This window comes from Novosphingobium sp. ST904 (assembly GCF_001298105.1).
Classification (GTDB): Bacteria; Pseudomonadota; Alphaproteobacteria; order Sphingomonadales; family Sphingomonadaceae; genus Novosphingobium.
The window spans coordinates 1-17,126 of the sequence record NZ_LGJH01000161.1; the positions used below are offsets into that span (position 1 = coordinate 1).

The 17,126-nt window shown below is 65.1% G+C and carries 17 protein-coding genes and 2 pseudogenes; 5 read left to right on the plus strand and 14 right to left on the minus strand.

The window, feature by feature from the left end:
* Window positions 1–864: 864 nt before the first annotated feature.
* Entirely contained in the window at window positions 865–1,281 is a 417-nt protein-coding gene (locus tag ADT71_RS23065) for a hypothetical protein (protein ID WP_054440708.1), read from the minus strand.
* Window positions 1,282–1,732: 451 nt separating this feature from the next.
* Window positions 1,733–2,930: pseudogene (locus tag ADT71_RS23070) on the minus strand (CaiB/BaiF CoA transferase family protein).
* A gap of 197 nt (window positions 2,931–3,127) precedes the next feature.
* Here ADT71_RS23070 and ADT71_RS23075 point away from each other — a divergent pair.
* Window positions 3,128–3,931 (plus strand): SDR family NAD(P)-dependent oxidoreductase, encoded by an 804-nt coding sequence (locus tag ADT71_RS23075; protein WP_231636129.1) that lies wholly within the window; start codon window positions 3,128–3,130, stop codon window positions 3,929–3,931.
* Between the two features lie 6 nt (window positions 3,932–3,937).
* On the opposite strand, the gene ADT71_RS23080 is transcribed toward ADT71_RS23075, so the two are convergent.
* Complete coding sequence (locus tag ADT71_RS23080) at window positions 3,938–4,855, minus strand: GGDEF domain-containing protein (protein WP_054440712.1); 918 nt, start codon at window positions 4,853–4,855, stop codon at window positions 3,938–3,940.
* Between the two features lie 256 nt (window positions 4,856–5,111).
* On the opposite strand from ADT71_RS23080, the gene ADT71_RS34350 reads away from it, so the two are divergent.
* Together ADT71_RS34350 and ADT71_RS34355 are read left to right on the plus strand one after the other, a co-directional pair.
* Window positions 5,112–5,399 (plus strand): VOC family protein, encoded by a 288-nt coding sequence (locus ADT71_RS34350; RefSeq protein WP_231636130.1) that lies wholly within the window; start codon window positions 5,112–5,114, stop codon window positions 5,397–5,399.
* Complete coding sequence (locus tag ADT71_RS34355; RefSeq protein ID WP_369818331.1) at window positions 5,312–5,605, plus strand: VOC family protein; 294 nt, start codon at window positions 5,312–5,314, stop codon at window positions 5,603–5,605. Before ADT71_RS34350 ends, ADT71_RS34355 begins: the two co-directional genes overlap by 88 nt.
* On the opposite strand, the gene ADT71_RS23090 is transcribed toward ADT71_RS34355, so the two are convergent.
* On the minus strand, window positions 5,553–6,593 hold the full coding sequence (locus tag ADT71_RS23090) for a LacI family DNA-binding transcriptional regulator (RefSeq protein ID WP_082370515.1): 1,041 nt from the start codon (window positions 6,591–6,593) through the stop codon (window positions 5,553–5,555). The two genes, ADT71_RS34355 and ADT71_RS23090, sit on opposite strands and share 53 nt — an antisense overlap.
* A 212-nt stretch (window positions 6,594–6,805) precedes the next feature.
* Here ADT71_RS23090 and ADT71_RS23095 point away from each other — a divergent pair, with 212 nt between their 5' ends.
* Window positions 6,806–7,963, plus strand: coding sequence for an acyltransferase (locus tag ADT71_RS23095; protein WP_231636132.1), 1,158 nt, complete (start codon window positions 6,806–6,808; stop codon window positions 7,961–7,963).
* 91 nt (window positions 7,964–8,054) lie between these two features.
* On the opposite strand, the gene ADT71_RS34360 is transcribed toward ADT71_RS23095, so the two are convergent.
* From ADT71_RS34360 to ADT71_RS23135, 10 genes and pseudogenes are all read right to left on the minus strand, one after another.
* Entirely contained in the window at window positions 8,055–8,609 is a 555-nt protein-coding gene (locus tag ADT71_RS34360; protein ID WP_231636133.1) for a thiolase family protein, read from the minus strand.
* Window positions 8,606–9,229 (minus strand): hypothetical protein, encoded by a 624-nt coding sequence (locus ADT71_RS34365; RefSeq protein WP_231636134.1) that lies wholly within the window; start codon window positions 9,227–9,229, stop codon window positions 8,606–8,608. Before ADT71_RS34365 ends, ADT71_RS34360 begins: the two co-directional genes overlap by 4 nt.
* Complete coding sequence (locus ADT71_RS23105; protein ID WP_054440887.1) at window positions 9,229–9,633, minus strand: Zn-ribbon domain-containing OB-fold protein; 405 nt, start codon at window positions 9,631–9,633, stop codon at window positions 9,229–9,231. The genes ADT71_RS34365 and ADT71_RS23105 overlap by 1 nt, the downstream gene beginning before the upstream one ends.
* A gap of 112 nt (window positions 9,634–9,745) precedes the next feature.
* Window positions 9,746–10,666, minus strand: a complete 921-nt coding sequence (locus ADT71_RS23110; RefSeq protein WP_054440716.1) for a TIGR03619 family F420-dependent LLM class oxidoreductase — start codon at window positions 10,664–10,666, stop codon at window positions 9,746–9,748.
* Between the two features lie 11 nt (window positions 10,667–10,677).
* Window positions 10,678–11,885: pseudogene (locus ADT71_RS23115) on the minus strand (CaiB/BaiF CoA transferase family protein).
* A complete protein-coding gene (locus ADT71_RS23120; protein WP_054440718.1) occupies window positions 11,872–13,032 on the minus strand; it encodes a CaiB/BaiF CoA-transferase family protein in 1,161 nt (386 codons plus the stop codon). Before ADT71_RS23120 ends, ADT71_RS23115 begins: the two are co-directional and overlap by 14 nt.
* Window positions 13,029–13,781 (minus strand): SDR family NAD(P)-dependent oxidoreductase, encoded by a 753-nt coding sequence (locus ADT71_RS23125; protein ID WP_054440721.1) that lies wholly within the window; start codon window positions 13,779–13,781, stop codon window positions 13,029–13,031. Before ADT71_RS23125 ends, ADT71_RS23120 begins: the two co-directional genes overlap by 4 nt.
* Window positions 13,781–14,737, minus strand: a complete 957-nt coding sequence (locus ADT71_RS23130) for an RHO alpha subunit C-terminal catalytic domain-containing protein (protein WP_231636137.1) — start codon at window positions 14,735–14,737, stop codon at window positions 13,781–13,783. The genes ADT71_RS23125 and ADT71_RS23130 overlap by 1 nt, the downstream gene beginning before the upstream one ends.
* Window positions 14,640–15,209 (minus strand): aromatic ring-hydroxylating dioxygenase subunit alpha, encoded by a 570-nt coding sequence (locus ADT71_RS34375; protein WP_231636138.1) that lies wholly within the window; start codon window positions 15,207–15,209, stop codon window positions 14,640–14,642. The genes ADT71_RS23130 and ADT71_RS34375 overlap by 98 nt, the downstream gene beginning before the upstream one ends.
* Window positions 15,210–15,300: 91 nt before the next feature.
* Entirely contained in the window at window positions 15,301–16,506 is a 1,206-nt protein-coding gene (locus ADT71_RS23135) for an amidohydrolase family protein (protein ID WP_231636139.1), read from the minus strand.
* 240 nt (window positions 16,507–16,746) lie between these two features.
* Here ADT71_RS23135 and ADT71_RS23140 point away from each other — a divergent pair, with 240 nt between their 5' ends.
* Complete coding sequence (locus ADT71_RS23140; RefSeq protein WP_082370516.1) at window positions 16,747–17,082, plus strand: 2Fe-2S iron-sulfur cluster-binding protein; 336 nt, start codon at window positions 16,747–16,749, stop codon at window positions 17,080–17,082.
* The last annotated feature ends 44 nt before the right edge of the window (window positions 17,083–17,126 follow it).

Genomic DNA, 17,126 nt, shown 5'->3' on the forward strand with positions numbered 1-17,126 from the left:
TTGCCCGGCAACTCAACGAACGGCCAAGGAAAACGCTCGAATACCAAACACCCGCAGAGCGCTTTCAAGCCTGTGTTGCCGCCACCCGTTGAACCCACCCCCCATTACGGACATTAGGCGCGAGGTTAAACATAGCCTTATGACAAGAAAAATTGTGGCACTACTTCTGCTATGCCTTGGGTCTGCTTGCGCCACAGACATGTATTCTGACACGCCAGCTTGCCGTGATGGTGACGCGAACACGGTTTGTCCGGTCGATGGCTCAAGGGATGGAGACGAAAACGCTAAACCAAGCCGTTTCGCATCGGGGGAAAGCAAGCCTGAGCTTCTCAGGCAAATACAACTGGCGGTCGAAGGAGACATTAGCTTCGCAGGTCACTACTCTACTGCCTACGTTCCCTGTGGCACTGCATGCGGCAGCTACTGGTTTGTGGACCGCCGCAGTGGGCTAGTCTTTTCCGCTCCGGGCGAAGCGGGTGACGGACAGATGATTTGGGACATCAAGACCAGTCATGATAGCGATGTCGTGGAAGTGACCTACGGGTCGCGCGACGGCACCAACACTGGCGCGTGTGCGAAGCAGGCGTTCCGCTGGATAGGAACGAAGTTCGTTGAGGCAATGCCAAAGGAACCGACTAGCTGCCCCGCCTAATGACAGCTTCCCCCCATCATAGCCGCTTACGCTGCGGATCTGCGCCGCCAGGAAACGGTCGGGCAGCTTTACGCCACCAACAAGGGATCGGCGATCCGGAAAGGCAATCATGGGGCGTGTTCGGTCTGGCCGCTTTTTCCATCGATGGATGAAAACCGGACAGGCTGCTATAGATCGCACCCCATGGCCGTCTGAATGGCGAAGATGGGTGGTTAGCTGCCATCCATCGCATGAGGAGCAAGAGCCACGTCGCGGCAGATCGCGATGAGGTCGGCTCCGTAGGACGGCACGATTACCACCATGGAAACGTCGCCATCGGCAATGCGGGCTGACTGCCGCTCAACAATCGCCGCATGCGCCCTCTGGTATTCCTCGGCGGCTGACGGATGCGGTGGGCGGAACAGACGCTCAAGCCCAAAATGCTCGTAAGGAACTTGGCCGCTGACCACCTCCACCATGGAGATGGTGTTGCCTTGCCTGAAGTCCTCCATGTGAAGAACCTCAAGTCCAGCGAGTGTTAGCGTGTATCCGTCGCCATTTGACTTGCTCAAGAAAAGCTTTGCCGTGTTCTCACGGACGATTACTCCGTCGAGCGATCCGTCGTGGAAGTGGGGAATATCAGAAACCATAATCCAACCTACAGGCTTCCGCCTGATGTCCGCAACGGGGCGTGTCCGGAATGGCAGGAAATCTCCTTTGTCGGCGATGCGCTATACCGAAGGCGATGGGCAGCTATCTGCCGATCTGAGCCGGTGAGACGCCTATTTCGCAACCGGCCTCCACGTTGTCATCCTGAACTTTTGTCAGGATCCATGTCCAGACCCATGCTTGTTGTTGGGCATGGAAACTTGCCCTCGGTTTGGGCGATTTGGCGGCGAAGCTTTCGGTGGGATGGATCCCGAAACAAGTTCAGGATGAGGAACTGCGCGGACGGCACCTTGCCTTCGCAACAACCATCTTCGTCATCCTTGCGCCGGCGGGGATTCCGCTATTCCGACGGACGCGGCGCGGCAAAAGGCCGCGGGCCCCAGCCTGGGCGACGGAGTTTGAGCGTTGGGCAGGCGTCTACCCAGCAAGCCCTCAGATCGCGCCCACTTCCCGCAATTCCGCCATCCTCGCTTCATCGATACCGATCTCCGCCAGCACTTCGGCGGTATGTTCGCCCAGCATGGGCGGGGCCATGCGGATGGTTGCCGGGCTGGCTGACATCTGGGCGAGCGGGCTGGCGATGAGGTCCACCGAACCGCTTTCGGCCCAGGCGTGCGGCGTGGTGGCGCGCAAGTTCCGGTGCTTGACCTGCTCATCCTCCCACACGTCCGCCAGTTCGTTGTAGCGCGCGGCGGGAATGCCGACGCCGTCGAGCATGTCCTGCATCCGGGTAACGGTGAAGTTCTCGCTCCAGCGGTTGATCAGGTCCATCAGTTCGGCGCGGTTGGTCTTGCCGCGCTTCAGGTTGCTGTCGAAGCGCGGGTCGGTGAAGAGTTCGGGCTGCTCCATCAACACGGTCAGGCGGCGATAGTGCTCGTCGGTGCCGGCGGTGAGGTAGATGATGCCGTCGGCGCAGCGCATCAGGTCTGCCGGGCCGCCGCCGTTGCCGCCGTTGCCGAGGCGGGGAGGGGCCTGCCCGCTGATGAGATAATCCTGCATGATGTGGCTGACCATCGCCACCGAACTGTCGAGCAGGGCGATGTCGATGAACTGGCCCTCCCCAGTTCGGTTGCGGTATTGCAGCGCGCCGAGGATGGCGAGGGCGGTGTTGTGGCCGGTCACGAAATCGACGAGGCTGGGTCCGGTCTTGAGCGGGCCGCCGCCGGGCTGGCCTTCGGGAAGGCCGGTGACGGCCATCATGCCGCCGGTGGCCTGGAACAGCCCGTCATAGCCGGGCCGCGCCGCCATCGGGCCGGTCTGGCCGAAGCCGGTCACCGAGCAGTAGATCAGGCGCGGGTTGATGGCCTTCAGGCTCTCGTAATCGAGGCCGAAGCGGGCCAGATCGCCCACCTTGTAATTCTCGATCAGCACATCCGCAGTCTTCACCAGCTCCTTGAGGATGGCCTGACCTTCCGGCTTGGAATGGTTGAGCGTGATGGAGCGCTTGTTGCGGTTGGACACGGTGAAGAAGCTGGAATGGCGGGTCTCGATCCCGTCCTTGCCGGGCACCCACGAGAAGCCGTAGCCGCGCCCGTCGTCCCCCACGCCGGGGGCGCTCGATCTTGATGACGTCGGCGCCGAGGTCTCCGAGGATCTGCGCGCCCACGGGGGCGGCGAAGACGCGGCTCATGTCGATCACGCGGATGCCGGCCAATGCCGCCTTGGCGCGCTCTTGTCGTTGTTGCTCATCGTCCGAACCTAGTCAGAGCGGAGAGGCGGGCCAAGGCGGGGGGCGGCGCTTATCGCAGCGACGATCAAGGCGGCCTGCCGCCCAAGTCAGGGCTTATCCCGCCCGCCAAAGCCGGTTAGCGCGGGCGCCACGGACACATGAAAAAGGGACTGGGCGAGATGAAGACGGCCATCATCACCGGGGCAGGCAGCGGCATCGGCCTTGAAACCGCAAAGATACTCCATGGCGAAGGCTTCGCCATCGTCGGCGTCGGTCGCAGCAAGGACAAGCTGGCCACGCTGGAGGCAGAGATCGGCAACCCCGACCATGTGCTGGCGATATCGGCGGACCTTACCGACCCTGCGGCGCCCGCGCGGATCGTGCAGGCCGCGCTGGACCGGTTCGGCCGGATCGACGCGCTGGTAAACAATGCCGGTGTCGGCAGTCCGAAGCCGCTGGACGAAACCGACGACGAAACGCTGGACGATTTCCTCGACATCATGCTGGTGGCCCCGTTCCGCCTGTGCCGCGATGTGATCCCGCACCTTTCGCAGGGCGCGAGCGTGGTGAACGTCACCAGCACTTTCGCGCATATCGGCGGGCGGCGGGGCGGCGCCTACTCGGCGGCGAAGGGCGGTCTCAAGTCGCTGACCGAACATATGGCCTGCGAATACGGCCCGCGTGGCATCCGTTCGAACTGCGTGGCACCGGGCGTGACGATGACCGACATGGTGCGCCACCGTTTCGAGGATGAGGGCTTCAAGCGCGCCAATGTCGAAACCACGCCCTATCCGCGGCTTGCCCAGCCCGGGGATATCGCTTCGGTGATCGCGTTTCTCTGCCTTCCCGGCAGCGAGATGATCAATGGCCAGTCGATCGTCGTCGATGGCGGCTGGACGGCGACGAAATACCTCTCGCCCCGCGTCACCCGCACCACATGGGTCGAGCCTGACGGACAGTAAGCGGGGCTAAGGCGCGGTGCACACCACGTTGCCGCCGCGCCGTTTCGCCTCGTAAAGCGCCGCGTCGGCCCGGTGGAACAGGGCTTCCGGATCGACGCCCCCGGCGCTGTCGGGGAAGGCCATGCCCGCGCAGGCGCCAAGCGGGAGGTAGCGTTCCTGCCAGATCACGGGAGAGGCCAGGGCGTTCATGCGGTGACGCACGCATATTTCGAGCCCCATCCGCGATCCCGTGCGGTCCAGGATCATCGCGAATTCGTCACCCCCGATGCGGGCGATAAGCCGGGCTTCGGGGAACGTGGCGCGCAGCCGGCGGGCGAAGCCGGTCAGGCAGGCATCGCCGGCGGCATGGCCCCACCTGTCATTGACGGCCTTGAAGGCGTTCATGTCGAACAGCACGATGGCGCCGATGTCCGAAAGGCTGTCGTCGCCGGCGGGCCGGTCGAGGAATTCGGACTGGAAACGGGCGCGGTTGGAAAGGCCGGTCAGCGCGTCGTTCTCCGCCATCTGGCGAAGCCGTTCCCAGCGCAGGCGTTCCTCGGTGATGTCCTGCTTCATGCCATAGAGGCTGACGGGGCGGCCGTTCTCGACACGGGTTGCCGCGGTCAGGCGCATCCAGCGCAGTTCGCCGTCGGCGCGCCTGATCTGCGCTTCCATCGAGAATCCGGAACGCGCGGCAATGGCCTGCGAGCGTAGCCGCTCGAGCGTGGCGCGCGAATCCTCGGCGTAGAATTCCAGCGTTTCGCGGCGGTCCATCTGGCGGTGGAGCGGGGCGCCGAAGATCTGGAACACACCTTCCGTCCAGGAAAGCTCTTGCGTTCGCAGATCGCAGGACCAGGCGCCGATCGATGTCAGTGCCGCTGCCTGCGCGTATAGCTGCGCCGGATCGCTTGCCATCATGCGGGCAGCGCCGGGCGCGGGGGTCATGCGGGACTGGATGACGGCGTGATCCAAAAGGCGGGAACCTCGGGGGGAAGAGGGTCGCGCTCCGTTACGGGAGCTTGGCTTAGGGGTAAGCACTTAAGGTAAAAGGAATACTAAGCATAGGGTCTTGAATGGTCTCCGGGGGGCATCATTCATTGCCGTTTCGCCAACGGCGATGCTCCCTCCCGGTCAAGCTGGCGCGGTTGTTCGCCGGCCACCGGGCGCCGATAATGCCGCCTCAATCGATCGGGAAGAGGCGATGATCCGGGGCATCCATCATGTCGGCGTGAACTGCCGCGACCTTGCGCGAATGACGCGTTTCTACTGCGAAGCCTTCGGTTTCGCGCCGGTGGACGAAGGGTTCGGCTGGGCGGACGAGCCGGTGATGGACCGCATCGTCGATGTGGCCGGATCGGCGGCGAAGGGCGTGATGTTGCGGGCGGGCAGTGCTATCTCGAACTGTTCGAGTATTCCGCTCCGCCTTCCGACATCGCCCGGCCGCTCAGGCCCAACGATCGCGGCTATACGCATTTCTGCATCGATGTGACCGATATCGAATCGGACATTCTCCACCTGAAGGCCTGCGGCATGACCTTCGGCGACCGGGATTTCGTTGACGTGGGCCATGTCCGCACGATCTACGGCTACGACCCCGAGGGCAACGTGATCGAGGTGCAGCAATGCATGCCGGGCAACGGCTTCACGCTGGAGGAACTCGGCCAGGGAAATGCGCTGCGCGCCCGGGCGGAATGAGGGGATCGGAGCCGATGCCTTCCCCGGCGTAGCGGCTGACCGAGCCGCGCGGGCTGAGGTCGGCCGCGAAGGTGTGGCGGGCGGTTGCTCCGTCCGTGATCCGGGTAAGCGCCTCTCGCGCGATGGCGGCCCAGGGGACGCGCATCGATGTTAGCGGCGGCAGGGTCCGGGCCGCCAGCGGCGTATCGCCGAACCCCACGACCGAGATCTCGCCCGGTACCGAAGTTCCGGTTCGCGCGGCGGCATGGAGAACGCCGGCCGCCATCTCGTCGTTGCAGCAGACGATCGCGCTGGGGCGGGGGCTGACGTCGAGCAGGAGCAGGCCCGCCTCGATCCCCGATTCGAAAGTGCCGTTCCCGGAAACGACCAGCGGCGGCCCCCTTCCGCTCCGGTCCGCCATGGCATCGAGGTAGCCCTGTTCGCGCAGGCGCGGTCCGGGCGAGGTCTCCGGTCCGGCGACAAGGCCGATGCGGCGATGCCCTTCGGCCGCCAGCCAGTGCACGAGTTCGGCCATCGCCGCGCGGTCGTCACAGGCAAGGCCGGGTTCGCCGGGCCGGGAGCAGGGCACGCCCGCCGCTGCGCACATTTGGGCAAGGGCGGGATCGGACGAGAGCGGCGGCAGCAGGATCGCGCCGCTCGGGCGGTGAGCGGCCAGGAACCGCTGCAACCGCTGTGCGGGATCGGCGGCGAGCAGATGGACGGCCAGGGCCGGGCCACCGTCCTGAAGTTGTGTGAGAAGTTCGGTTTCCATCACGCAGGCAAGGGCGGGGTCCGAGCCGTCGTGCAGAAGGACGATGAGCGCGGGGCGAAGCCCTGCGCTGGCCGGTTGGCGATGCGCGAAGCCCAGTTCCGCCATCGCCGCCTCGATAAGGCCGCGCGTATGTTCGCTGATGGTTGCAGAGCTGTTCACCAGTCGGCTGACGGTCTTGCGCGAAACCCCTGCGAGCCGGGCGACATCGTCCATGGTGGGGCGCGAAGGAGGTGGCATCCGGCCATCATGGGAGGGCTGCGCAGACCCACCAAGCACAATCCGCCCCGATCCGGACCGGTCGCCGGGCAATGCCCCTGCGACGACCTGATACAACCCCGTTATTGCGGAAAACGGGCGAAATCCCTAAGTGGGCGGTGCTTCCGCACTGGCGGATCCGCCCACCCCACCGGAGAATGATGAAGCCCGTCCCGTCGCAACGCCACTATGGAATGGATTGGCTGCGCGTCGGCGCGTTTGTTCTGCTGATCTTCTATCATGTCGGCTTTTCGTTCACGCCGTGGGGCTATCAGACCCCCACGCGCGGTGTCGTGGCGTGGGCCGAGATCCCGCTGCTCGGTCTGAGCGCATGGCGTCTGGCGCTGCTTTTCGCGATCTCCGGCTATGCCAGCGCGGCGCTGCTCAAGAAGGACGGCAACAACCGCGTTTTCCTGAAAAGCAGGGTGCTGCGCCTTGGCATTCCGCTGCTGTTCGGGTTGACCGTGGTGGTGCCGCCGCAGCCCTACATGGGGCTGATCAACAGCGGCTACGCGCATGGCTACGGCTATTTCCTGCTGCACGACGCCTTCAGCTTCCGGACGGTGGGCTATGAAAGCCTTCCTGCGACGATGCACATGTGGTTCGTGATCTACCTGCTGGTCTACACGCTCCTGCTCTGCTTCGCCCTGATGGCCTTGCCCGATGCATGGCGTGCCAAGCTGCAAAAGGCCGCGGAGCGCGTGCTGTCCGGTCCTGCACTGCTTCCGGCGGGCATCGGCCTGATCTTCCTTGTCCGCCTGATTCCCTATGGCTGGACCGACATCCACAACCTGCTGCAGGATCGGGCCGCGCATCTGCATTACGGCGGGATGTTCCTGTTCGGCTTCCTGCTTCGCGGATCGGTGCCGATCCAGCAAGCGATAGCGCGGCAGTGGAAAGTGGCGCTGGTGCTGGGGATCGCGGGCTATGCGTGGGTGATCCGGGATTCGCTGCTCTATCCGGGCAATATTCCGACCCCGGCGGCCTGGGAGCAGCCGCTTTCCTTCGCCAAGTCGATGCAATGCTGGGGCACCGTGATCGCGCTGTTCGGCATTGCCGACCGATTCTGGAACTTCGACAGCCGCTGGCGCGTGACGCTGGTGGAAGCGGTCTTCCCGATCTACATCGCGCACCAGACGGTGATGGTCTTCGTGAGCTACGGCCTGCGCGACATGGGGCTGACCGCGCTTCCGGAATTCCTGACTCTCTGCCTCACCGTGGCGGGCGGTTCCTGGCTGTTCTATCTCCTCGGGCGCGAAATCGGCCCGCTGCGCCCCCTGATCGGGCTCAAGCGGCACCGCACCCGCAAGCCTGTAGATGAAAAGGAACCGGCGCTGGCCTCGATCGGCTGAGTTTCGGTTCTAGCGTGCTTCGGCAAGTTGCCGGTCTCGCCCCCGCAGGACATCCCCGACCTCGCAGGAGGAGAGCCCGCGAGGTCGGAGTCTACAAGTCAATCGCGCGCCAGCAGCAGCGCTGCCGCCATCGGGCCGCCGCCCGAGGTGCGACCGCGAGCTTGGGGTCGCCGCCGATCTGCCGTTCGCCGGCCGCGCCGCGAAGCTGGGTCACGGCCTCGTGCGCGAAGCCGAAACCGTGCAGCCGGCCCGCGCCGAGCTGCCCGCCGAACGTGTTGAGCGGTAATTCGCCATCGCGCGCGATGCGCTTTCCACCTTCGATGAAGCGGCCGCCTTCGCCCTTGGGGCAGAACCCGAGCCCTTCCAGCCAGGTGATCGGCAGGAACGCGAACCCGTCGTAGAACTGCACGGTATCGACATCGGCCGCCGTGTAGTCGGTGCGGGTCCAGAGATCGGCGCCGGTTTCGTAGGCGGCGAATTCCTCGACCTGATCCCACGAGTAGCGATCCACCGAACCGGACATGGCGGCGATGCGGATCGGCGTTGCCGTGACTTCGTCCAGCGCGTCACCCGCCGAGACGATGACGACGGTGGAAGCGTCCGAGAAGCGGTCGCAATCGTAGAGGCACAGCGGCGTGGTGATCATCCGCGCGACATGTACTTGTCGAGCGTCAGTTCTTCCTTGGTGATCGCCCGGGCGCGCGGGTTGGCCATGGCGTTCTTCGAACCGTTGATGGCGATCTGGGCGAGCTGTTCGCGCGTCATGCCGTAGCGGTGCATGTGCCGGGCCGCATACTGCGCCGTCCAGCAGGCTGCCGACGTGGCCCAGAACGGGCTGGTCCACTGCGAGGACCCGGTGACGGTATCCTGCTTCGCGCCGGACATGTACTGAGCCGGATCGGCCATGCCGCCCGCTTCGTAGACCGTGCGGAAGCAGATGACATGGCGGCAGACCCCCTGCTTCACAGCCATGGCCGCCATGCCGATGGCGGAGAGCTGCGCGGGCTGTTCCATCGCGCCCATGTGCCACTTCGACTTGATGCCGAGCACTTCGATGAGGTCTTCGCTGCCGACCGGGGAGAAGGCGGTATAGCCGTTCATCTTGCCGGGGTAAGTGAAGACGCCGTCGATCTGGTCGAGCCGGAGCCCGGCATTGTCGAGCGCTTCGCGCACGGCATCGACCGTGAGAAGCAGCGGATGGCGCGGCAGGCGCACGCCGACTTCGGACTGGCCGACGCCGGTGATATAGGCTTCCTTGCCGGCCATCAGGCGACTTTCTCGAAGAGGGGATAGAATATGCCGTCCTGTTCCTCGAATGTGACGCGAACCTTGTCCTCGAAGTCCACGGTTTCCACGGGGCTACCGACGATGTTCGTGGTGAGAAACACGCCGGGCGCGCCGTCCAGCTTCACGCGGGCGATTACGTAAGGCACTTCCAGCCCCTTGGCCCAGGGCTGGTGGTTCACCGTGAAGCTGTCGATCGTGCCGGTTCCGGGAACGGCGTGAGGGGCAACGTTCTCCGACTGGCAATGGCGGCACAGAATGCGCGGCGGATGCGTGAATTCTCCGCAATCGCCGCAACGGGTGATGTTGAGCTGTCCTTGGCCACCGCCGGTCCAGAAGGCGGTGTTTTCCTGGTCCAGCTTGGGCTTGGGCCTGGGTGGATTCATGTCGGGTCTCTCCCCTGTTTTGCCGCGACAGTTCGGTGTGGCGGGGCTTTGCGTCAAGGCGAGCGGGGGATTGATCGCGGGGGCGCGCGCGATCCTTTCCCGCATTCACCGCTCAGCGCAGACCGGGCATGATCTCCTCGGCGATCCACTGGGTGTAATCGCGATAGGCCTCGATTCCGGGCAGATTCGGGATCGGGATCGAGCTCCAGGTAACGCCCCATTCGGCCAGTTGGCCAAGCCGGTCCAGAAGCTGCTGCCCGGTCTGGCCGGGCCGGGCGGAAGGGTCGTGCTGTACTTTGTGCCCCTCACCGACGCGCGCTGTGGAAATGCCGTAGAACACGTCCGCAAGCTGGCCGTTGTAGTCCGGCTGCGAGCGGATGAAGTCGATCCTGTCGGGGATCGTCTCGGGCTTCGTCAGGAACGGCCACCAGCCTTGCGCATAGCGCGCGGTGCGCTTCAGCACGGCATCGGCATCGCCGCCGAACCACACCGGGATATGCGGTTTCTGCACCGGCTTCGGTTCGAAAGCGACATCGCGGAAGGAGACGTACTTGCCCTCGAATTCCGGGTTTTCCTGGGTCCAGAGCGCGAGGATCGCCTGGATGTATTCCTCCGCCATGGCGCCGCGTTCGTGGAAGGGGATGCCGAGCAGGGCGAATTCGTCCTCCAGCCAGCCGACTGCGAACGTGATCGTCACGCGGCCGAAAGAAAGCCAGTCCATCGTCGCCAGCGCCTTGGCGGTGACGATCGGGTGCTGCGCGGGCAGGATGGCGATGCAGGAATTGACCCGCACCCGCTCTGTGGCCCCGGCGAAGTGGCTCATCGCGGTATAGGCGTTGAAGTAGAATGGGCCGGAAAGATCGACGTGGGCTTTCGGGATCACGTGATGCTCGGGCACCGCGATCATCTCGAACCCCAGCTTTTCCGCCCATTTGGCGAGCGCGGTCTGGTCCGCGCCGGTGACGGCCAGTTCCCATGGCTGCATCGTCGCCTTGAGTTCGAGCATGTGCGGCATCGCGAATGCGAGTTTCAAGAATTCACCCTTCAGTCGATCACTTTGCGGGCTATCAGATCGTCCATTTCGCTTTCCGACAAGCCCAGAAGCTCGCGGTAGACATAGCCATTGTGCTCCCCGAGCAGGGGAGCGCCGCGTTCGACCTGCGGGCCTTCGGGGCTGATCCGCCATGACGGACCGATGATCGGACGGGTTCCATTGCGGTGATCGCTGACCATGCGGAAGGCATCGCGGCCCCAGAGGAAACCGTCCGAGCAGAGGTCCATCGAGCTCATCGCCTTGAACGCCGGAACGCCCGCGTTTCTGAGCTTTTCGGCAAGGTCTGCGGCGTGGTGCGGGCGGGTGAGCGAGGAGAGTTCGGCATCGAGTTCGGCGCGGTTGGTCAGCCGGTTCGCCAGCGTCGTAAAGCGCGGGTCGTGGCGAGGGCAGGGGCGCCCAGCGTGTTGCAGAGTGCGCGCCATTCGGCCTCGTTCGCCACCGCGATACTTGTCCAGCCGCTCTCGCCGCAGGGGTAGAAACCGTGCGGGGCCATCTCCGGGTGGTGGTTGCCGTCGGCCTTGGGCACGTCTCCGGTGACGCTGGCGGCGAAGAGGCTGTCTCCGACGAGGCTGGTCATCGCCTCCACCGCCGACAGGTCGATGAACTGGCCTTCGCCGGTGCTCTCGCGGTGGTGGAGCGCGGCCACGCAGGCGAGTGCGGCAAGCGCGCCGGCGGTGGAATCGCCGTAGCGGATGTTCATGCCCTTGGGCGTCTCGCCCTCATGCCCCACCAGCGCGGTGAGGCCGGAGAGCGCGGCGAAGCAGGGGGCGTAGCCGGTCTGATAGCCCAGCGGGCCGTCGCTGCCCCACATCTTGATCGCGCACTGGATGAGGTCCGGCTTGATCGCCTTGAGGCTTTCGTAATCGAGGCCGGACCGCTCCATCGCGCCGGGGCGGATGTTGTCGATCAGCACGTCGGCCTCGGCGATCATGCGCTTCACGAGGTCCAGCCCCTCGGCGGTCTTCATGTTGACCTGAACCGAGAGGATCTCCTGATTGATCGAGAGGAAATAGGGCGCGGCGTCGATGTTCACGCCGCCATAGGCGCGCATCTCGTCCAGGTTGGAGCGGGATTCGATCTTGATCACTTCCGCGCCGAGGTGGGCGAGCAGCTTGCCCGCGTAGGGGCCGGCCCAGACTTTGGTGAGTTCGACAAAGCGGATGCCGGCGAGGGGGCCTTTCCGGTCAGGAAGCGGCATCGAGGATATCCTCCTGATCGGCGCCGAGACAGGGTGCTGCGGCCTTCACCGAAACCGGCGTGGCGCTCATGCGGTAGGCAGCGGTGGGGTAGGAGACGTCTCCGAACGCCGGATGCACCGCCTGCTGGAAGAAGCCGCGATGGACGAACTGTTCGAGGCGGGGCAGGTCATTCGCGGTCTGGACCGGCACCATGGCGACGCCCGCCTTCTGTGCGGCCTCGGTAATCGGATGCTTGTCCTGCCGGGCGATCCAGCCGGTGAAGTGTTGGCGGAATTTCGCGACATTGGGCGCGGTGCAGTCGAACTCCAGCCAGTCCTCCCGCAGTTCCCGCGTCCATGCCGGATCGCCCATCAGCGCGCAGAGGCCCTTCCAGTGCGCGCGGCTGGTCATCAGCAGGAAGACATGCCCGTCGCGGCAGGCAAAGGACGTGCCGGGGCCGCCCATGTCGTAGGCGGTGCGTTCGTCGCTGGGCTCGGCCTCGCCCGCCAGCATGCGGTCGAGCACGCAGTCAATGCGGTTCAATTGCACTTCCACTTCGGAAATATCGACGAACTGGCCCTGACCTTTGCGGCGCAGGCGCAGCAGCGAGGCCAGGGCGGCCAGCGCGGCGTCGATCCCGGCTTCGTAGTCCGAGAGGAACCGGCCCGCGCCTTTCAGCGGCGGCTTGTCGGCAGGCGTTTCGCTAGGGCTGTGATAGGCCCAGCCACCCGCCGCGATGACGTTGATCGGGCGGGCGGATTGCCAGCCTTCCGGCGCATCCTGCCCGAACGGCGTGACCAGCGTGTGCACCAGCGCGGGATGCGCTGCGGCGACCGCTTCGGGCAAGAGGCCCATCGCCCTGCACCAGCCCGCGTCGTGATCGTCGATCAGGCCATGGGCGCGAGCGAGCAGGCGGTCCAGCACCTTGCGATCCGCGGCATCGGCAAGGTTCAGCACGACCGATTTCTTGTTGGTATTGAGGTAGGCGAACAGCGTCGATTCCCCCGCCGCGAACGGCCCCATCGCGCGCGTCGGAGCGCCGCCGGGGCGTTCCACCTTGATCACTTCGGCGCCGAGATCGGCCAGCAGCTTGCCGGTATATTCCCCGCTCACCCGCTCGGCGACCTCGATCACGGTCAGCCCTTCGAGGGCACCTCTGCTCGTCATAGCGATTGCCCGTCGTCGATCGTGAATGTGGCGCCCGTCACTTGCGCGGAGGCGTCGGAAAGCAGGTAGAGCAGGGTGGGCGTCAGCGCCTCGGCATCGAGCAGGCGGCGGCGGTGGAGGGCGGCGATGTCGGCTTGTCCGCGCTCGCTGGCGAACCAGTCGGTGTTGATCTCGGTGGCGATCCAGCCGGGTTGCAGGGTGTTGACGTTGATCCCCTGCCGCATCCATTCGCGCGCCAGTTGCCGGCCCAGGTGGGCAAGACCCGCCTTGGTGGCCGCATATAGGGCATCGCCGGTGCCGCTCTGCAGCGCGGTGATCGATCCGATCAGCACCACGCGCCCGCGTTGATGCTCGCGACTGCCGCCCGCGATCAACCGCCGTCCGGCCTCGCGCGCGACCAGCATCGCGCCGAGCAGGTTGGTATCGAGCACGCGGCGCAGCCCGTCTTCCGGCACATCGGTGGAGCGGCCGCCGGTGCCGACACCGGCATTGCAGATCACGCCATCGATCGTGCCGAACCGGGCCTCTGCCGCATCGAAGGCAGTGCGCACCGAAGCCTCGTCCGTCACGTCCAGCTCGACCGCCAGCGCCTCGCCCAGTTCCGCCGCCAGCTTGGCGCAGCGGTCCACCCGCCGCGCGCCCAGCACGACGCGTCCGCCCGCAGAGGAAATGGCGCGCGCGAAACCGGCGCCGATCCCGGAGGAGGCGCCGGCGACGAAAACAGTGCGACCCGATAGTGAAAACGTCATCAGCGTTGAAGGGCCCTAAAGTCAGGTTGATAGGGCGGCAGCGCCATGTACTTGTCGATGGTCTGTTCGAAGTGGCGCACGCGCACTTCCTGATAGTCGCCCAGGGTGATGCCGGGCTTGGCACTCGCTTCCAGACCTTCCTGCTGGGCGTAGAGGTTGTCGGTATCCTGATCGAGGATATGGCCGAAACCGGGGTCCATGCCTTGCGCCTCTGCAAAGGACTGGTGATCCTGCAGGATCTCCACCTCGGCCGTTTCCACCTCGCGGCCGTCCTTGGGCTTGGGCCGCATGAACATCACTTCGTAGATCGTGCGGCGATGGTCGCGCGCGTCGGGGCGGAAACGGTAGATCATCGGCAGCGAGATGCCGGGGAACAGGAACAGGTTCGGGAAGAACGTGTAGCTGTAGGTATCGAGCAGTTCGGTATCCGAAACGTGGCTGAGATCGGTGTTCGTTGCCGTTTCGAACATGTCGCGGAACATGTCTGCCATGACCTGCCGCGCGCGTTCGCCCGCCTTCAGTTCGGGCTTGCTGCCGCCCAGCGAGGAACTGTCGCCCAGCGTGAAGTTGGCGATGATGTCCGCCTCGCTGTACTTGTCGCGCAGTTTGGGGCTGACCACGCCGAGCGTGGAGATGAAGCGGTCCACGTGATCGCCGTAGACATCGTACTGCGAGTTCACGTCGCCATTGGCAGGCGCCACTTGCGGGTGCGTGTCGCCGACGTGATAGGCCTCCATGAAGGCCTCCATCGTCAGCTTCCAGTTGGCCGGATAGCTCTTCTGGACGTGGAGGTAGATGTAGCGATCCTCCAGCTTCCACGCCTTGAGATGAGCGAGGGCCTCGGCGCCGAGGTACTCTTCAAGGCCGGGCGCGGCGGGGTCCGATGTTGATCCAGACGAAGCCGCCCAGCCGCTCCACCCGTGCTTCGGGCAGGCACATCTTCCGCGTGGCGACATGGGCGAAGTCCCACTTTTCAGGGATTTCCTTCAGCGATCCGTCGAGGTTCCAGGTCCAGCCATGGAACGGGCACTTCAGGTTCGCCGCGAAGCCCGCCGTGCCGGAGGGCTTGAGCTTGGTGCCGCGATGGAGGCAGGCGTTGAAGTAGGCGCGGATCTCGTCATCGTCACAGCGGGTGACGATGAAGGAGTACGATCCGATGTCGTAGACGTAATAGTCGCCCACTTCGGGAATGTGATCCTCTCGGCAGGCCATCTGCCAGGTGCGCGTCCACATCCGCTCGAACTCCGCTTTGGCGAAGGCGGGATCGGTGTAGCGCTGCTTGGAAACGTCCTCGCTGCCGAGGTAGTGGTAGCTTTCGCTGGCGGCCCAGGCGGGGGCGGCGTTGCGGTCTGCGGCGATGATGTCCTGCGTGGATTCGGCGGGGCAGCGGGCCTCGCCGGGCTGCAGCGTTCCGGTGGCGACGTTCATTCCGAGGCTCCTTATTCCGCCGCTTCGAGCGTCGGCGTGCTCGCATGTGTTGCGAGGGCAGGGCTGATTTTCTGGACCGCGCCGTCCTTCATCACGAAGGCGACCTTTTCCGGCCCGGCGAGGATGGAGATATCGGCGATCGGATCGCGTCGATCAGGATCAGGTCGGCCAGATTGCCCGGCGCCAGTGTGCCGAGTTCGCCGCCGTATCCCATGGCGAGGCCGCCGTTGCGGGTGGCGCAGACCAGCGCCTCGGCCGGGGTGTAGCCGTAGAAATCGACGAAGGATTTGAGGTCGCGCCCCTGCGTGCCCTGCGGGCTCCAGCCGAAGCCATAGTCGCCGCCGATCAGGTGGCGGATGCCGCGCTTGCGCAGTTCGGTATGCGTGCGCAGCGAGTTTTCCAGCAGATCCGGAATGTTCATGTAGCCGCCCAGTTCGGGCGAGAGGCCATGCGCCGAAGCCTCACCCGCCATGATCTGCGCGAAAAGGCCGACGGTGGGCACCACGAAGATGCGGTCCCGCGCCTCCTCCATCATGTCCAGCAGCTCCTCGTCCACGTATTCGCAGTGGAACAGGCCGTCCACGCCCGCCCGGACGCAGTGCTTGGAGCCTTCGATGGAGCGGGTGTGGGCGTTGATCTTGCGGCCATAGGCATGGGCCGTTTCGGATGCGACGCGCACTTCCTCGAACGTCATCGGCGTCGTGTTGCCGGGCGTGCCGGGGTAGAACGGATCGCCCGAGACATCGAGCTTCACGTTGTCGATCCCCTCGCGGCAGTGGAGGCGCACGGTCTTGCGCATCTCTTCCACGCCGTCGACGATGGCGGAGGGGCCGATCCGCGGATTGTGGAGCTTGCTCTCATCCCCCATCGCGCCGGTGACGGAGATTTCGAGGCCACCCGCACGGATGCGCGGGCCGGGCAGACGGCCGGCGTTGACCTCGTCCCGCACGGCGACGGCCAGTTTCAGCTTCGCCTCGGAGGCGCCGTAGGCAGAGGTAAAGCCCGCCTCGATCAATGCCTTGGCCCCGCGCGCGGCGGTGAAGACCTGCGTTTCGGGGCAGGGGGTGATCAGATCCTCGGTCGCGCAGACATTCTCGAACGAGAGGTGCGCGTGGCCTTCGACCATGCCGGGCATCAGGAACATGCCGCTGGCGTCGATCGTGATGTCGTCCGGCTGCGCGACGGTTGCGGTGCCGACCGAGGTGATACGGTTGCCCTCGACCACAAGGTCGCCCTTGATCGTGCTTTTGCCCGTCCCGTCGAATATCGTGGCGTTCTGGATCAGTGTCCGTCCCACGGTTTTTCTCCTTCTGGCCACGGGTGTTCTCGTGGCTCTTGGGGAGGCAGGTTAGGAGGGAGGTGCGGCGCGGCAAATGACGGGCCGGGCAGAGGGCTTGTCCTGTACCGGAAGGCCCGGCGGCTACGTGGTGGCGGTTTTCCCGCTGGGGCAAGTCGCAAGGCACGGGGAGCGCTTTGCGCGGCCTCCCGGCTGCGGCATCACCTATGAAAACCAAACGAAGAGGACCGGGCCGGACTTATGGGCAACCTTCATGTCACCATGACCGACATCGACGGCGTGAAGCACGAATTTTCCGATGTGGATGAGGGCGTGAGCCTGATGGAACTCGGCCGTGGGCGCGGGGTTGCCGGGATCATGGGCGATTGCGGGGGAGGCTGCGCCTGCGCGACCTGCCACGTCTACATTTCGCAGGACTGGTGGGACGAAGTGGGTGAGCCGGACGAGGTGGAGTTCGCCATGCTCGACATGGTGGCGGACGTCATGAAGGACACCAGCCGCCTGGGCTGCCAGATCAGGATGAGCGATGATCTGGACGGCTTGGAAGTCACCGTGGCGCCTGCGTCGGGGTACTGATCCTTCCCCTCGGGGCAAGCCTTGGTTCGAGGGCGGGCATGGCT

Coding starts and splice junctions, on each gene's coding strand:
- ADT71_RS23065 (WP_054440708.1), bottom strand. CDS start 1,281: ATGGTTTCTGATATTCCCCACTTCCACGACGGATCGCTCGACGGAGTA.
- ADT71_RS23075 (WP_231636129.1), top strand. CDS start 3,128: ATGAAAAAGGGACTGGGCGAGATGAAGACGGCCATCATCACCGGGGCA.
- ADT71_RS23080 (WP_054440712.1), bottom strand. CDS start 4,855: ATGACCCCCGCGCCCGGCGCTGCCCGCATGATGGCAAGCGATCCGGCG.
- ADT71_RS34350 (WP_231636130.1), top strand. CDS start 5,112: ATGATCCGGGGCATCCATCATGTCGGCGTGAACTGCCGCGACCTTGCG.
- ADT71_RS23090 (WP_082370515.1), bottom strand. CDS start 6,593: ATGCCACCTCCTTCGCGCCCCACCATGGACGATGTCGCCCGGCTCGCA.
- ADT71_RS23095 (WP_231636132.1), top strand. CDS start 6,806: ATGGATTGGCTGCGCGTCGGCGCGTTTGTTCTGCTGATCTTCTATCAT.
- ADT71_RS34360 (WP_231636133.1), bottom strand. CDS start 8,609: ATGATCACCACGCCGCTGTGCCTCTACGATTGCGACCGCTTCTCGGAC.
- ADT71_RS34365 (WP_231636134.1), bottom strand. CDS start 9,229: ATGGCCGGCAAGGAAGCCTATATCACCGGCGTCGGCCAGTCCGAAGTC.
- ADT71_RS23105 (WP_054440887.1), bottom strand. CDS start 9,633: ATGAATCCACCCAGGCCCAAGCCCAAGCTGGACCAGGAAAACACCGCC.
- ADT71_RS23120 (WP_054440718.1), bottom strand. CDS start 13,032: ATGACGAGCAGAGGTGCCCTCGAAGGGCTGACCGTGATCGAGGTCGCC.
- ADT71_RS23125 (WP_054440721.1), bottom strand. CDS start 13,781: ATGACGTTTTCACTATCGGGTCGCACTGTTTTCGTCGCCGGCGCCTCC.
- ADT71_RS23130 (WP_231636137.1), bottom strand. CDS start 14,737: ATGTCGCCACGCGGAAGATGTGCCTGCCCGAAGCACGGGTGGAGCGGC.
- ADT71_RS34375 (WP_231636138.1), bottom strand. CDS start 15,209: ATGAACGTCGCCACCGGAACGCTGCAGCCCGGCGAGGCCCGCTGCCCC.
- ADT71_RS23140 (WP_082370516.1), top strand. CDS start 16,747: ATGGGCAACCTTCATGTCACCATGACCGACATCGACGGCGTGAAGCAC.